General features: G+C 75.4%; 8 protein-coding genes. 2 read left to right on the top strand and 6 right to left on the bottom strand.

What is annotated here, in order from left to right; all coding sequences use genetic code 11:
• Positions 1–21 precede the first annotated feature (21 nt).
• A complete protein-coding gene (locus HFV08_RS27270; RefSeq protein ID WP_168543121.1) occupies positions 22–5,697 on the top strand; it encodes a type I polyketide synthase in 5,676 nt (1,891 codons plus the stop codon).
• Positions 5,698–5,746: 49 nt separating this feature from the next.
• Here the strand turns inward: HFV08_RS27270 and HFV08_RS27265 are convergent, their stop codons facing one another.
• Both HFV08_RS27265 and HFV08_RS27260 read right to left on the bottom strand, forming a co-directional pair.
• A complete protein-coding gene (locus HFV08_RS27265; protein WP_168543120.1) occupies positions 5,747–6,367 on the bottom strand; it encodes an L-threonylcarbamoyladenylate synthase in 621 nt (206 codons plus the stop codon).
• A gap of 145 nt (positions 6,368–6,512) precedes the next feature.
• A complete protein-coding gene (locus HFV08_RS27260; protein ID WP_168543119.1) occupies positions 6,513–8,573 on the bottom strand; it encodes an ATP-binding protein in 2,061 nt (686 codons plus the stop codon).
• A 418-nt stretch (positions 8,574–8,991) separates the two neighbouring features.
• Between HFV08_RS27260 and HFV08_RS27255 the strand changes: the two genes are divergently transcribed.
• The gene (locus HFV08_RS27255) at positions 8,992–9,507 is read left to right on the top strand and encodes a hypothetical protein (protein ID WP_376770735.1); all 516 of its coding nucleotides are present in this window, start codon (positions 8,992–8,994) and stop codon (positions 9,505–9,507) included.
• A gap of 152 nt (positions 9,508–9,659) precedes the next feature.
• Here the strand turns inward: HFV08_RS27255 and HFV08_RS27250 are convergent, their stop codons facing one another.
• From HFV08_RS27250 to HFV08_RS27235, 4 genes are all read right to left on the bottom strand, one after another.
• Entirely contained in the window at positions 9,660–10,937 is a 1,278-nt protein-coding gene (locus HFV08_RS27250) for an MFS transporter (RefSeq protein ID WP_168543118.1), read from the bottom strand.
• A gap of 97 nt (positions 10,938–11,034) precedes the next feature.
• Positions 11,035–12,468, bottom strand: coding sequence for a nitrosuccinate lyase (locus HFV08_RS27245; RefSeq protein WP_168543117.1), 1,434 nt, complete (start codon positions 12,466–12,468; stop codon positions 11,035–11,037).
• A gap of 104 nt (positions 12,469–12,572) precedes the next feature.
• Complete coding sequence (locus HFV08_RS27240; RefSeq protein WP_168543116.1) at positions 12,573–14,555, bottom strand: FAD/NAD(P)-binding protein; 1,983 nt, start codon at positions 14,553–14,555, stop codon at positions 12,573–12,575.
• Between the two features lie 163 nt (positions 14,556–14,718).
• On the bottom strand, positions 14,719–15,984 hold the full coding sequence (locus HFV08_RS27235) for a nucleotide sugar dehydrogenase (RefSeq protein ID WP_168543115.1): 1,266 nt from the start codon (positions 15,982–15,984) through the stop codon (positions 14,719–14,721).
• Positions 15,985–16,028: the final 44 nt, after the last annotated feature.

Here is a 16,028-nt window from a genome sequence, read left to right as displayed (position 1 = left end):
GCGAGAACTGCAAGGACAGCGATGGCGAACGAGGCAAGGCTCCGCGAATACCTGAAGCGTGTGACGGTGGATCTGCACGAGGCGCTGCACCGGCTGCACGAGAACGAGGAGCGGCGGCACGAGCCGGTCGCCGTGGTCGGCATGGCCTGCCGGTTCCCGGGCGGGGCGGGCAGCCCGGAGGAGCTGTGGGAGCTGCTCGCCGAGGGACGGGACGCCGTCGGCGGATTCCCCACCGACCGGGGCTGGGACCTGGAGGGCCTCTACGACCCGGACCCGGACCGGCCGGGCACCAGCTATGTGCGGCACGGCGGCTTTCTGCACGAAGTGGCCGATTTCGACGCGGAGTTCTTCGGGATCTCGCCGCGCGAGGCGCTGGCGATGGACCCGCAGCAGCGGCTCCTGCTCGAAGCCGCCTGGGAGGCCGTGGAGCGCGCCGGGCTGGACGCGGCGGGCCTGGCGGGCAGCAGGACCGGCGTCTTCACCGGATCCAGCGCGCAGGACTACGGGATGCTCTCCGCCACCACCTCGGATCCGGTGGACGGCTACCTCCTCACCGGCAACGCGGCCAGTGTGCTCTCCGGCAGGCTCGCGTACACCTTCGGCTTCGAGGGGCCCGCCGTCACGGTGGACACCGCCTGCTCCTCCTCACTGGTCGCGACCCATCTCGCGCTGGGTTCGCTGCGTTCCGGCGAGTGCGATCTCGCGCTCGCGGGCGGGGTGTCGGTGCTGTCCACCCCGGCGGGTTTCGTGGAGTTCAGCCGCCAGCGGGGGCTGGCCCCGGACGGGCGGATCAAGGCCTTCGCGGCGGCGGCCGACGGCACGGGCTGGGGCGAGGGCGCGGGCGTCCTGGTCCTGGAGCGGCTCTCCGACGCGCGCCGCAACGGGCACCCGGTGCTCGCCGTGCTGCGCGGCAGCGCGGTCAACCAGGACGGTGCCAGCAACGGCCTGACCGCGCCCAGCGGTCCGGCCCAGCAGCGGGTGATCCGCGGCGCGCTCGCCGACGCCCGGCTGACGGCGGCCGAGGTCGACGTGGTCGAGGCGCACGGCACCGGCACCACGCTGGGCGACCCCATCGAGGCGCAGGCGCTGCTCGCCACGTACGGGCAGGACCGGCCCGGGGACCGGCCGCTGCTGCTCGGTTCCATGAAGTCGAACGTCGGGCACACGGGTGCGGCGGCCGGGGTCGCCGGGCTCATCAAGATGGTGCTCTCGCTCGGCGCGGGGCAGCTGCCGCGCACCCTGCACGTGGACGAGCCGACCCCGCATGTGGACTGGACGGCGGGCTCGGTACGGCTGGTGACGGAGCATCAGGAGTGGCCGGGGGCCGGGCACCCGCGGCGGGCCGGGGTGTCGGCCTTCGGGGTCAGCGGCACCAACGCCCATGTGATCGTGGAGCAGGCGCCCGCCGAGGAGGACGCGCGGGTCCACGGGGTGGGGCGCGCGGAACCGGCACCGCTGCTCTTCGGCGCGGGGGCGCCCGTGCCCTGGCCGCTGTCCGGCCGCACCGAGGAGGATCTGCGCGCCCAGGCGGCCCGGCTGAGCGCACGCCTGGGCTCGGGGTCCGCCCCGCGACCGCTGGACGTCGGCCTCTCGCTGGCGACCACCCGCCGCGCCTTCCCGCACCGGGCGGTGGTGGTCGCCGCGGACGCCGACGGCTTCGGTACGGCGCTGACGGCCCTGTCCGAGGGCCTGCTCCCGGCCGGTGCGGTACGCGGCACCTCGGCGGCGGCGGACGAGGGCGGCACGGGGCGCGGCCCGGTGTTCCTCTTCTCCGGCGGCGGCGCGCACTGGGCCGGCATGGGCGGTGAACTCCTGGACGCCTCACCGGTGTTCGCCTCGGCGGTCGCGGAGTGCGAGAAGGCGCTCGCCCCGCATGTGGACTGGACGCTGAGCGAGGTGCTGCGGGCGGAGCCGGGCGCGCCCCCGCTGGAGCGCACCGATGTCGTCCAGCCGGTGCAGTGGGCCCTGGCGGTGGCGCTGGCCCGGCTGTGGGAGTCCTGCGGGGTGCGCCCCTCGGCGGTGGTCGGGCACTCCCAGGGCGAGATCGCCGCCGCCGTGGTCGCGGGCGCGCTCACCCTGGAGGACGGGGCGGCCCTGATCGCCCACCGGGGCACGGTGCTCGGAAGCCTGGCGGGCCAGGGGGGCATGGCCGTGGTGCCGCTGCCGGAGGCGGAGGCGAGGGAGCAACTGGAGCGCTGGGAAGGCGCGTTGACAATCGCTGCCGTCAACAGCGCCTCGGCGGTGGTGGTTTCGGGCACGGAGCAGGCCGTCGTCGAGCTGGTGGCCGAACTCACCGCACAGGGCGTCGACGCCCGCCAGATCAATGTGGACTTCGCCTCGCACTCCCCGATGGTCGAGCCGGTACGGGAGCAACTCCTCGCGGGCTGGCGGGAGGTGCGGCCGGGCCCCGGCACGGTGCGCTTCGTCTCCACGGTCACCGGCGAGGCGTACGGGGGCGAGGGGCTCGACGCCGACTACTGGTACCGCAACGCCCGCGGCACCGTCCGCTTCCTGCCCGCGGTGCGCTCCCTCGTCGAAGGAGGCCACCGGGCTTTCGTCGAGGTCGGCGCGCACCCGGTGCTCACCGGCGCGGTGCAGGAGATCCTGGACGCGGCCGGGGCGGGCGCCGAGTCCGCGGTGCTGGGCACCCTGCGCCGCGACGACGGCGGCGCCGACCGCTTCCTCACCTCCCTGGGCCAGGCCCACGCCGAGGGCGTCGCCGTCGACTGGGCCGCCCTCTTCGCCGGTACGGGGGCGCGGCGCTGCGAGCTGCCCACCTACCCGTTCCGTCGCACGCGCTACTGGCTGACCCCGGCCGCCGAAGTGACGGAGCGTCAAAGTGACTCCGCAGAGGCGGAGTTCTGGTCCGCCGTGGAGCGGCAGGACACGGCGGCGCTCGCCGGGACCCTCGGGGTGCCCGGCGCCGAACTGGCCGCGACGCTTCCGGCGCTGGCGGCCTGGCGCTCGCGCAGGCAGCGGGAGTCCGCCCTCGACGCGCTGCGCTACCGGGCCCTGTGGCGTCCGGCGGGCGGCGGCCGAAGCCCCCGGCTGGACGGGACCTGGCTGGTCGCCGCCCCGCCCGGGGAGGCCTGTGCCGAGGAGGCGGCCGGGGCGCTGCGCGCGCTGGAGGCGGCGGGCGCCCGCGCCGAGCTGGAGCGGGCGGCCGGGCGCGAGGAGTTCGCGGCCGTGCTCGCCGCGCGGGCCGGCGGGGGACAGCCGCGCGGGGTGGTCTCGCTCCTCGCCGGTGACGAGGAGCCCCAGCCCGGGGCGCCGGTGGTCACCCGGGGGCTCGCCGGGACCCTCGCCCTGGCGCAGGCCCTCGGGGAGTCCGGGCTCGCGGCGCCGCTGTGGACGGTGACCCGGGGCGCGGTCGCGGTGGACGGGGCGGATCCCGCGCCCTCGCCCGCCCAGGCCGCGGTCTGGGGGCTCGGCCGGGCCGCCGCGCAGGAGCAGCCGGGGAGTTGGGGCGGCCTGGTCGATCTGCCCGCCGAAGGCGGTTGGGACCGGCTCGCCGAGGCGCTGACCGCCGAGGAGGACGAGGTCGCCGTCCGGTCGGCCGGGGCCTTCGTCCGCAGGCTCGTCCGGGCGCCCGCGGGGACGGCCGAGCGGCCGGCCGGGAGCACGGAGAAGAGCGGGGCGGGGGGCGCGGGGAAGAACGCGCCGGGGAGTACGGGCGAGGAGGGTACGGCGCCCCAGCACCCGGAGCCGGACTCCGCCGCCTCGCCAAGCCCGGACGCCACCGCGCTCCCGACCGCGGAGGACGCCGCCCTCCCGACCCCGGAGGGCACCACCTTCCCGGACCCGGAAGGCACCGTGCTCGTCACCGGTGCCGACACCGCCGTCGGTCTGGCGCTCGCGCGGTGGCTGACCGGGCAGGGCGCCGGTCACGTACTCCTGGTGACCCGCGCGGAGGACGAGACCGGGGCGGCGGCAGCGGAGGTTCCTTCGGTGACCGTGCTCGCCGCGGATCTCACCGCGGCCGGGGCGCTGGAGTCCGTGCTGCGCTCGCTGCCCGCCGGGCGCCCGCTGCGTGCCGTCCTGCACACCGGGGCCCCGGTGGACGAGGCGCCGCTGGCCGAACTGACCCCGCGGCGCCTGGCGTCGAGCCTGGACCGCGCCCGGGAGGCGGAACTCCTGCACGAGGCGACCCGGGACCTCGGTCTGGACGCCTTCGTGGTGTTCTCCTCGCTCGGCGCCGTGTTCGGCGGGCTCGGGCAGGGCGCGGGGGCCGCCGCCGGTGCCCGCCTGGAGGCGTCCGCGGCGGCCTGGCGCGGCGCCGGGAGCGCGGCGGCGGCGCTCGCCTTCGGCCCCTGGGTGGAGCAGGACGTGCCGGGGACCGGCGCCGGGGACGGCGGGCCCGCGGACCTGAGCCGGGGTGAGCGGCTCGGCAGGCAGGGGCTCACCCTGCTCGCCTCGGAGCGGGTGCTCGGCGCGCTGGGCACCGTGCTCGCCACCGGGGAGCGCGGCGTCCTGGTCGCGGACGTCGACTGGGCGCGCTTCGCCCCCGCCTACACCGCGGCCCGGCCCACCCGGCTGCTCGCGGAGCTGCCCGAGGCCCGGCCGCCGCGCGAGAGCGCCGCCCGGGCCGAGTCGGGGTGGCGGGAGCGCCTCGCCGGTGCGGCTGCGGCTGAACTGCCCGCGCTGCTGGGCAACTTGGTGCGGAGCGAGGTGGCGGGCGTACTCGGGCATCCGGATCCGGGCGCGCTGCCGGAGCGCGGGCTGCTCGAACTCGGCTTCGACTCGCTGACCAGTGTGGAGCTGCGCAACCGCCTCGGCACGGCGACGGGTGTCCGGCTCCCGGCTTCGGTCTTCACCGACAACCCGGACCTGGCCGGACTCACCGCGCGGCTGCACGCCGAACTGGACCGGGCCGGTGGGCTCTCCGGCTCCGGCGGCGCGCCGGGCGCGGCTCAACAGCCGTCCGCCCAGGGCTCGTTCGAGGTGATGTTCCGGGAGGCGGTCGCGCAGCGCAGGTCCGCCGAGTTCCTGGAGCTGCTCGGTCAGGCCGCCCGCTTCCGGCCGCTGTTCGCGGGGCCGGAGGATCCGGGGGCGGTGCCCGAGCCGGTGGAGCTGGCCACGGGCGGGAAGGGGCCGCGCCTGGTGTGTCTGCCGAGCGTCCTGGCGGCCTCGGGGCCGCATCAGTTCGCCCGGTTCGCCGCCGCGCTGCGCGGGGAGCACCCGGTCACCGCGCTGCGGCTGCCGGGCTTCCTGGCGGGCGAGCCGCTGCCCCGGGACCACGCCGCACTGGAGCGGGCACTGCTCGCGGCCCTCGCCCAAGTCGTCGGCGAGGACGAGGAGTTCGTCCTGGTCGGCTACTCCTCCGGCGGCCAGCTGGCCCAGGCGGTGGCCGAACGCGGGGGCGCCCGGGCCGTCGTCCTGCTCGACAGCCGCCCGATGGCGAGCCTGGTACCGGCCGACTACGAGGAGCTGTTCGCGACCCTCGCGGCCCGTACGGACGGGCTCGACGACACCCGGCTCACGGCCATGGGCGGCTATCTGCGGCTGCTCTCCGCGCACCGGCCGGAGCCCTCGCCCGTGCCGGTCCTCCTGGTGGCGGCGGCCGAGGCGCACGGTCCGACGGCGGTGGGCTGGCCGCTGCCGCACACCCGCCTGGAGACCGGCGGGGACCACTTCTCGCTGATCGAGGAGGAGGCCGCACGGACCGCCCGTACGGTACGGGGGTGGCTGGCGCCCTGAGGTGCGGGGCGCGGGCCTTGCGCCCGCGCCCGGCCGTGCGGACCGCGGACTACTCGAACCGCGAGGGGTCGCCGGAGCCCCGGCGCACGATCTCCGCCTCGCCGCCGGAGAAGTCGATGACCGTGGTCGGCACGGTGCCGCAGTCACCGGAGTCGACCACGGCGTCCACCACATGGTCGAGGCGTTCCTTGATCTCCCAGCCCTGGGTCAGCGGCTCCTGCTCGTCGGGCAGCAGCAGGGTGCTGGAGAGCAGCGGCTCGCCGAGTTCGGCGAGCAGGGCCTGGGCCACGACATGGTCGGGGATCCGCACGCCGACCGTCTTCTTCTTGGGGTGCAGGAGCTGGCGCGGCACCTCCTTGGTCGCGGGGAGGATGAAGGTGTAACTCCCGGGCGTGGCCGCCTTGATGGCGCGGAAGACGTCATTGTCGATCTGCACGAACTGGCCCAGCTGTGCGAAGTTCTGGCACACCAGGGTGAAGTGGTGGCGGTCGTCGAGATTGCGGATCGAGCGGATTCTGCCGATGCCGTCGCGGCTGCCGAGCTGGCAGCCCAGCGCGAAGCAGGAGTCGGTCGGATACGCGACGAGGGCGCCGGAGCGGATGCTGTCGGCCACGGTGCTGATGGTGCGCCGCTGAGGGTTCTCGGGGTGCACGTCGAAGTACTTCGCCATCTGCCGAGACTACGCGATACGGACACCGGGCGCCCCCGCTCGGCTCCACCCGGAGCACCCGCTCACCGGTCCGGCGGTCCACCCGCCTTCCGTATCAGGGCAGTTGGCAGCGGCCGTACGCCCGGCGGGCGGCCGTGGGAGGCGGTCAGACGTGCGGGACGGGCAGTCCGTAGGCGGCCCACTCGGCAAGGGAGGCCGGGTCGCCCTCGGCGGCCCGCCGGAAGGCCTCCTCGTAGGCCTCGTCGCCGAGCGCGGCCCGTGCCATCCGCTCGCTCTCCTCCCGCAGCGGGGCCACCTCGGGGGTGCCGCGCTGGGGGTGGCCGACCAGCTGCCAGTACGTGTGGCCCGCCCCGTAGGCGAGGGCGGCGTGCCGGGCCTGCCCCTGGTGGGCCCAGGCGACGGCCGCGAGGTCGAGGCCCATGGCGATGCCGAAGCTGTCGCCGATGCGGCGCTTGGCGTCGAGTACGGCGCGGGCGTGCTCGACGGCGTCCTGGGCGCGGCCGTCGAGGAGGGCGATCAGGGCGAGTTGGTAGTCGGCGTAGGAGCGCGTCCAGTGCTCGCCGTGCCCGAGGCACAGGTCCCGCAGGTCCTGCGCCTCGCCGCGGGCGCGGGCGAGGTCCCCGGAGCCGGTCAGCGCGAAGATCCGGATCAGCCGGCACAGGACGGTGCCGCGGTCGAAGCGGGCGTCCTCGCCGGGGACCGCGCTCCCCCGGAGCCCGGCGTCGGCGAGGGCCAGCGCCGACTGCGGGCGGCCCTTGAGGAGTTCGCCGAGGCCCTCGGCGTAGGCGGCCTGCTGGAGGAGTTCGACGGTGCCCTCCTCGACCGCGGCGGCCCGGCAACGCCCCGCCACCGCGAGGCCCTTGTCGTGCTCGCCGCGCAGCAGATGGCAGAGCGCGAGCAGCCACAGTCCGCGCACCCGGGCCGGACCGAAGGCGGGTGCGGCGGCGACGGCGCGGTCCACGTAGTGCTCGATCTCGTGGAGATGGCCGTTGCAGATCCAGAAGAAGCCGATGTCGGCGAGGAGTTGGAGGGCGGCCCCCGGGTCGGTGGCGAGCAGATGGTCCGCGGCGGCCGCGGTCTCCGCGTACCCCTTGCCTACCTGCGCGTACCAGGCGGCCTGGTGCGGGCCGAGCCACTCCCGGTGCGCCTGCGCGGCGAGGCGGCTCAGGAAGCGGGCGTGCCGGTCGGCCGCCGCGTGCTCCTCGCCCGATTCGGTGAGGCGCTCGTGTCCGTAGTCGCGGATGGCGTCCAGCATCCGGTACCGGCCGTCCTCCTCGGTGAGCACGGAGCGCTGCACCAGGCCGGTGAGGGCCTTGTCGACCTCCGCGGGCTGTTCGAGGGGCGGGGCGCCGCCCGCGGTGGCGTGGGCCAGCTCCGGTCCGAAGGAGCCGCGGATCACCGACAGCCGTGCCCAGGCCAGGCGTTCGGCCTTGTCGCACAGCTCATGGCTCCAGTCGATCGCCTCCCGCAGCGCGTCCGGCCCCGGCTCCGGCCCGGAGGCATCGGCCCCTGCGCCGGCGGGACGGCCCATGTCCAAGCCCGAGCGCACCCGGTCCACCAGCTCCACCAGGGAGGCGGTGCGCAGCTGCGCGGCCGCCAGCTCGATCGCCAGCGGGACGCCGTCCAGGCGCTCGCACAGCCGCCGGGCGCGCTTCTGGTCCTCGGCGTCGTGGACCAGCACCCCGGCGTCGGCGGCCCGGTGGGTGAACAGGGCGAGCCCCGCCCGCGCGGGGGCCAGCGGCTCCACCCGCAGGACCTCCTCCTCCGGCAGCCGCAGCACCTCCCGGCTGGTGGCGACGGCGGTGAGCCGCGGGCAGTCGGCGAGCAGCCGGGCCAGCAGCGCGCGGCAGCCGGGCACCAGGTGCTCGCAGGAGTCCAGGACGAGGATCAGGGGCCGCTCGCCGATGAATCCGCACACGGCCTCCAGGGCGGTACGGGCGGTGTGGTCGGCCAGACCGAGGGCGTCCGCGACGGCGTCCGCGAGCAGGGCGTCGTCCCGCAGGGACCGCAGCTGCACCCAGTGGACGTCCCGGCCCCCGCGGTCCTCCTCGGAGGCCAGCGCGCGCAGCGCCAGCCGGGACTTGCCCACCCCGGCCGTGCCCGTCAGGGTGAGCAGCCGCGAAGTGGCCAACGCCGTGGCGACACGGGCGAGTTCGGGCCTGCGCCCGACGAAGATGTTCGCCTTGTCCGGGATATTCATCAGCACGGGCCCAGTCTGCTCCTCCGCGTGCCTGTTCAGGGCGAGAAGGAGTCAGAGCGGCACAACCGCTTGCGCGGGGCGAGTGCGCCCCCTAGGGGTGTCGATACGCTCCCCTGGTGGCTTTCGGACAGACCTCGCCGGGAAAGGCGTCCGAAATCCCGTCGTCCGCCCGGAGCGCGGGATTTCGGACCCCCTCATACGGGGGCGTCCGGAGCCTTCTTTGCGCCAGGACCCCTGTTCACCGGAGCTTGTCTTACGCATCAGGCGCCGATGTGCAATGTTGTGTCCATGACATACGGCATGGCGCACACTCCGGCCGAGCCCCATCCGGACCGGAGTACCCACTGCGGACGAAAGCTCACCTGCCGCCCCGCAGCGCTACGCGCGTAGCCGCCGAATCCGCCCCCAGGGAAGAGGAGTTCGAGTGAACAAGGTCATCAGGAACGCGGCGATCGGCACCTCCGCCCTCGCGCTGGCGTTCTTCTCCTCCAGCGCCGTCGCCCAGGCCGCCTCCGGCGACACGGCGTCCGCCGACGTCGGCGTCTTCGCCAAGCTCAGCCACTCGCAGGCCGCCTCCCAGCTCTCCAACGCCGGTATCGGCATCAGCTCCAGCGGTGGCTGCTCCGACCGCAACACCCCGACCTGTACCTCGCTGGAGCAGGTCAACTCCGCGACCATCCAGGGTGCGATCACCCTGAAGGGCGCCTCCGGCTGCTCCCTCACCGTCACCGGCGGCACCGAGGTCGGCCACGCCAGCGGCACCTACAGCCACTGGAACGGCTACAAGCTCGACTTCTCCATGAACAGCTGCCTGACGAACTACATCACCGGCACCTTCACCTCCATCGGTGGCAGCAAGTGGCAGTCCGGCTCCGGCAACATCTACTACAACGAGTCGAACCACTGGGACGTGACCTACCACAACTGCGGCGGCTGCTGATCACCGTTCGCACACAGGGCACGGCACGGTAGCGGGGGCGGACGGGCAACCGTCCGCCCCCGTACGCGTGGTGCGAAGGACCGGGCACTCGCCGCCGGAAGTGCCCGGCCGTACTGCCCCTGCCGCGCCGCGCCCGCGAAGTTGACCGGAAATCAGCCGGTCTCGGCGGGCGCGGTCCCGGCCGCCGCCGCGGCGATGACCGCGGCGAGGGCGGCGAGGGCCCCCACGCTGGTCAGCGCCACCGGCAGGGAGAACCAGCCCGCCATGAAACCGATCGCGGGCGGGCCGAGCAGCATCCCCCCGTAGCCGAGCGTGGACGCGGTCGCGACGCCGCCCGGCCCGGCGAGGGCACCGGCGCGTTCGACGGCCACCGGGAAGATGCTCGCCAGGCCGAGGCCGGTGACGGCGAACCCGGCGAAGACCGCGGCCGTGGACGGGGCCAGGGCGCCGAGGAACATCCCCGCCGAGGCGAGGGCGCCGCCGCCCACCACCGTGCGGGTGGGCCCGAAGCGCTCCAGGAGTGCCCGGCCCGAGAGCCGCCCCAGCGTCATCGCCAGCGCGAAGCAGGAGAAGCCCGCGGCGGCCACCCCGGGACGGGCGCCCAGATCCTGCTCCAGATGCAGCGCGCTCCAGTCGGCGAGCGCCCCCTCGCCGTACGCCGTGCAGAGCGCGACCAGTCCGAGGACGAGGACGACGCCGCGTACGGAACGGTCCTTCGGGGTGCTCCGGGAGCGGTCGGAGGGGAGTCCGCCGCGAGGGACGGGGGCGGTGGAGGTGCGCTCGCCCGCGGTGGCGGACCGGGACCGCGCGCCGGCGGGCGGCGGGCCGGGTGACCCGCAGGGCCGCAGCGACGGGGCGGCGAGGGCGGTGATCAGGAGTCCCGCGACGGCCAGGGCGGACAGGTGGCGGGTCGGGGTCAGCTCGCCGGCGACCAGGCTGCCGAGGCCCGCGCCGGCCATCCCGCCCAGGCTGAAGGCGGCGTGGAAGCTGGGCATGACGGGCCTGCCGAGCGCCCGCACCAGGTCGACGGCGGCGCTGTTCATCGCCACGTTGATGCCGCCGTACGCGGCGCCGAAGACCAGCAGCACCAGGCCGAGCGCGAGCGCGGAGTGGGTGAGCGGCGGCAGCGCCACGCTCAGCGGCAGCAGGACCCCGCAGGCCGCGGTCACCCGGTGGCTGCCGTAGCGGGCGCAGAGCCGTCCGGTGAGCGTCATGGTGAGCACGGCACCGGCCGAGACCCCGAGCAGCGCGAGCCCGAGCGCGCTCACCGAGGCACCGGTCTGCTCCTTGATGGCGGGGATGCGCACCACCCAGCCCGCGAAGACGAACCCGTCGAGGGCGAAGAAGACGGTGAGCGCGGTCCGCGGGCGCAGCAGTCCGCGGGCGGTGGCCTCGCGGGCAGCGGGAAGGGTTTTGTTCAGTAGCGGCACAAATTCAATGTACGGGCGCACCCCTCCCCGCGACAAGGCAGGCGGAATCGGTGCCGGTCCGGCAGACGCCCCGGACGGGCACGGGTGGGGCGGCCGTTCACCGCTGCCCGGCCGGGACCTCCCGGGCGCAGCGGTCCAGGACCCGGTCCACCAGCATCCCGGCGGCACCGGTGTACGCGGCCGGGTCCAGGAGCCCCCGCAGTTCCTCCACCGTGTGGCGGCCCGCGAGGGCGGGGTCCTCGGCCAGCACCTCGGCGAGGTGGACGCGGCGGGTGGCCGCGGTGGCGGAGGCGCGGGCGACGAGGGACTTGGCCTCGGCCCGGCCGAGCTCCACGGAGAGCAGGGCGGCGAGGCGTTCGGAGACCACCAGGCCCCGGGTGAGGCCGAGGTTGGCGCGCATCCGCCCGGCGTCGACGTCCAGGCCTTCGGCGAGTTCGGCGGCGGTGTGCGCGGCGCCCCCGGCCAGGCGCAGGGCGTCGCGTACCGGCTGCCATTCGGCGTGCCAGGCCCCGGCGGGACGCTCGTCGTCCGCGACCGCGGTCTGCATCAGGGCGCCGACCAGGGCGGGCACCTGGTAGGCGGCCGAGCGGATCAGGGCGGAGAGCGCGGGGTTGCGCTTGTGCGGCATGGCGGAGGAGACCCCGCGGCCCTCGGCGGCCGGTTCGAAGACCTCGCCCGACTCGGTGCGCGACAGGAGCTGCACATCGCCCGCGATCCCGCCGAGCGCGCCGGTGAGCAGGGCCAGCGCGGCGCCGAGGTCGGCGAGCGGGGTGCGCACGGTGTGCCAGGGCACCAGCGGTTCGGCGAGGCCGAGTTCGGCGGCGAGCGCGGCGGGCAGCTCGGTGAGGTAGCGCTGCCCGCCGTCCTCGGCGGTGGCCGGGAGGTGGACCAGGGCGTACTCCAGGTAGCCCGCCAAGGTCCCGGCGGCGCCGCCGAGTTGGACGGGCAGGCCCCGCTCGCGCAGTCGGCCGAGGCGCGCGCGGGCGTCGAGCACACCGCTCAGCCAGCCCGCCGCCTTGAGGCCGAAGGTGGTGGGCACCGCGTGCTGGCCGAGGGTGCGGGCGGCCATCGGGGTGTCCCGGTGGCGGGCGGCGAGCCCGGCGAGCGCGGCGGCGGTGCGGTCCAGGTCGGCGAGGATCAGGTCCAGGGTGCGGGCGGCGAGCAGCATCAGGCCGGTGTCGAGGACGTCCTGGCTGGTGGAGCCCTGGTGGACGCTGTGCGCGGCCTCCGGGTCCCGGGCGGCGACCAGTTCGGTCAGCTGCCGCACCAGGGGGACCACCGGGTTGGCGGCTCCCCGTGCCCGTACGGCGAGTTCGGCCAGGTCGAAGTCCTCGGCGCGGGCGGCCTCGGTGATGTGCCGGGCGGCCGCGGCGGGCACCGTGCCGAGGCGGGCCTGCACCCGGGCGAGGGCCGCCTCGCTGTCGAGCATGGCCTGCAGGCAGGCGCGGTCCGAGGTGGCGGCGGCGGCCGGGGTGCCCGCCCATACGGGGGCGAAGAGGCCGGAGTCGGCGGTGTGCTGGGGAGGCGTCATCGCTGCTTCCTGGTGGTTCGGGGCGTCCTGGTCGTACGGTCCTGGCCGGGCGGCCGCGGGCGGGTCCGGCGGTGGTGGCCCGGCCGCCCGGCCCGCCCGCGGTGTCAGGGCGTGCGGGAGGTGCCGGACTCGGCGGCCGGTGAACGGTCGCGGGTGGCGGGCAGTTCCAGGACGGCCAGGGCGATGGCGTCCGAGTCCTGGAGGGTCACCGAGTTGACGCCGGGGCGGATCCCGGCGGCAGTCGCCCAGTGCACGGCCTCGGTCGGGATCCCGTAGGCGAAGCGGCGCGGGTGGGCGCGGCCCTCGGCGTCCACCAGGCGGTAGGGGCGGGGGGTGACGGCGAGGCCGCCGGTCTCGTAGGCGCCGAGTTCGGGGTCGGGGATGGTGTAGGGGCGGGCCTGTCCGGTGGTGAGCAGATGGCCGAGCAGGGGGTCGGTGGTGCGGCGGATGTCGGGTTCGGGCAGCCGGGCCTCGATGAGGGTGGTGACATGGGCCAGGGAGCCGGGGACCGCGGGGGCCTCCACGGTGAAGGCGCGCCGCCCGGGGTCGGTGCCGACCCGCATGCCGGGGCCGAGGACGCGCACCACGTCCGCCTCGATGAGCGCGATCATCTGCTCGATGCGGTCCGGGGGCGGACCGATGGACAGGAAGGCGTTGAGCGGGGTGAACCAGCGCTCCAGGTCGTCGCGGTAGGAGCGCCCCCGCAGACCGGAGTGGTCCACCACCAGGCGGACCTCGTTGCGCAGGTCCCGCAGCACGTCCAGGGCGGACTTCAGCGGGCCCTCGACATTGCCCCGCGCGGACTCGGCGAGGTCGCCGCGGAGCGTCTCCACCAGCCAGCCGTGGTGGTCGCCGACCCCGTGGAAGCCCCGCTCCGCCTGCGGGGCCCACAGGTTCTTCCAGTCCCAGCGGTCGCCGGGGCCGATGCCGAAGGCGTCCAGCAGGTCGAGTTCCCCGGCCGATCCCCAGGCGGTGCGCACGTAGCGGTCGGCGAAGGACTCGGCCTCGGCCGCCCCGGCGCGCCCGGCGAGCACCGCCGCGTAGTAGACGGTCTCGACCTCCTTGGCGATCAGCGGCCACAGGTCGGTGCCGAATTCGAGGCCGCCGCGGCGCTCGGCGTCGGCGCGCAGCCGCTCCAGTACGTCCGGGGTGAGCACCCGGGGCGTGTGGCGGCCGTGCGCGCCCTTCTGGTTGTGGCCGCGCGAGTGGTACGGGACGCCGCGCCGGGAGGAGGCGTACAGCCGGGGCTCGCGGCCGGAGGGGTGGTAGACGAGGGTGCCGCCGGTGCGGGTGTAGGTGCCGCCCCGGCCGAGGGTGAGCAGGGTCAGGTGGTCGAAGAAGTTCAGGCCGAGTCCGCGCAGGGCGACCGCCTCCCGGGGCCGGATGGCGGAGAGGTCGAGGTCGGCCGGGTTGGCGGGCGGGACGTACCGCAGCCCGTGCTCGGCGGCGAAGTCCGCGAGGGCGCGCCCGGTGGCGCTCTCGCGCACCGGCAGGTGGCCCTGGGCGAGGACCACCGCGTCCAGGCCGGTGAGCCGGGAGCCGTCGTCGAGGCGCAGGGACTGCGGTCCCTCGGGCGGGCCGTCCAGGGCGACCGCCCGCCGCGGATGGACGAGGACGCTCAGCCGCCCGGGCGCCTCGCGCACCACCTGGCGGAAGACCCACTCCAGGTAGTGGCCGTAGAAGGCCCGGGTGGGGTACGAGTCGGGGGTCAGATCGCGTGCCTCGGCGCGGACCTGGTCGTCGTAGCCGGCCGGGTCGAGCCCGGCGCCGGGCAGCGGCTCGGTGTCCTGGACGAGCGCGGCGGCCCATTCGTACAGGCTCGGTCCCGGGGCGATGTCGCCCTCGATCTCCACGCTCTCGTCGGTGAACAGGGTGACCTGGGAGGCCACCGTGTTCATCAGGAGGTGGTGCGACTGGTCGGTGCGCCAGACGCCTCCGGCGCCGGGGCGGTGGGGGTCCACCACGTGCACCCTGAGGGTGCGTCCCGGCGGGAGGTGCCGGCGGGCGTTGGCGCACAGCCGCTCCAGGACCGACAGGCCTCGCGGGCCGGCGCCGACGAGGCAGACCTCCAGGTGTCCGTCACTCACTCAAGTCTCCGTCTTTCCTGGGCGCCCCGGCGCGCGTCCGGGGCGGGACGCGGCGGGCACCGGACGGCCGGGGTGTGTTGTCCGGGTCTCGTCGGGGCCGCGCCGCGCGGGGGGGGGCGCGGCACGGCGCGGGTCCGCCGGGCTCGGCGGGCCCTGCCTCGTCTCAGAGGACCTCGACGGTGGCACCGGTCTCCAGGCGGTGCCGGCAGTCCAGGACGAACTGGGCCTGGTCGCGGACGAGTTCGTAGTCGAAGTCGTCGTGGTCGGTGAGCAGCACCACCGCGTCGGCGGCGGCCAGCTCCTCCTTGGTGAAGTCGCAGCGCACCAGCTTGCTGTCCACGGTGACCGCCTCGACCACGTACGGGTCGGTGGCGCGGACGTTGGCGCCCATCTCCAGGAGCAGTTCCGCGACCCGCAGCGCGGGCGACTCGCGGACGTCGCCGGTGTTGGGCTTGTAGGCGAGGCCGAGCAGCAGCACGGTCGAGCCGGCCAGCGCCCTGCGGCGGGAGTTGAAGGCGAGCAGCAGCCGCTGGACCACGTGGTCGGGCATGTGGCCGTTGATGTGGTTGGCCAGCTCCACGAACTGGAAGCTGCGGCCGAGGGTGCGGCGCACCCGCCAGGACAGGTACTCCGGGTCGACCGGCAGGCAGTGGCCGCCGACGCCGGGGCCGGGGGTGAAGCGCATGAAGCCGAAGGGTTTGGAGGCGGCGGCGTCCAGGGCCTCCCAGACGTCCACGCCGAGTTCGTGCGCGTACATCGCCATCTCGTTGACCAGGGCGATGTTGACGTGCCGGAAGGTGTTCTCGATCAGCTTGGAGAGTTCGGCGACCTCGGTGGTGCGCACCGGGACGGTGGTGCCGGTGAGGGTGGCGTAGAAGGCCTGGACGGCCTCCAGCGAGGCCGGGTCGATGCCGGAGACGACCTTGGGGGTGTTCTCCAGGCGCCAGGTCGGGTTGCCCGGGTCGATGCGCTCGGGGCTGTAGCCGACGTGGAAGTCCTCCCCGGCGCTGAGTCCGGAGCCCTTCTCCAGGAGGGGGACGAGGAGTTCGACGGTGGTGCCCGGATAAGTGGTGGACTCCAGGACCACGGTGGCGCCGGGGCGCAGCCGGGCGGCCAGGGTCTCGGCGGCCGACTCGATGTAGCTCAGGTCGGGGGCGCCCTCCCTGAGCGGGGTCGGCACGGTGATGACGGCGATGTCGAAGCCGTCGAGGTCGAACGGATCGGTGGTGGGCAGATAGGTGCCCACCTGCAGGAGTTCGGCGAGTTCCGCGTCCTGGATGTCCTCGACGTAGGACTCGCCCTTGCCGAGGCGCCGGATGCGTTCGACGTCCACGTCGTACCCGATGACCGTATGGCCGGCCCGGGCCGCCCGGACGGCGACCGGCAGACCCACGTACCCCTGCCCGACAACGACGACCTTGCTGTTCACTGGTGCTCCTGTCGAAGGAAGTTGGTCAGCTCACGGGAGGGGTT

It is taken from the genome of Streptomyces physcomitrii, from assembly GCF_012273655.1.
Taxonomy (GTDB): Bacteria; Actinomycetota; Actinomycetes; order Streptomycetales; family Streptomycetaceae; genus Streptomyces; species Streptomyces physcomitrii.
This window is presented reverse-complemented; position numbering and strand designations above follow the sequence as displayed.

Bases quoted from the DNA above. Each gene is read 5' to 3' on its own strand.
- HFV08_RS27245 (WP_168543117.1), bottom strand. From the start codon at position 12,468: ATGACGCCTCCCCAGCACACCGCCGACTCCGGCCTCTTCGCCCCCGTA.
- HFV08_RS27270 (WP_168543121.1), top strand. From the start codon at position 22: ATGGCGAACGAGGCAAGGCTCCGCGAATACCTGAAGCGTGTGACGGTG.
- HFV08_RS27265 (WP_168543120.1), bottom strand. From the start codon at position 6,367: ATGGCGAAGTACTTCGACGTGCACCCCGAGAACCCTCAGCGGCGCACC.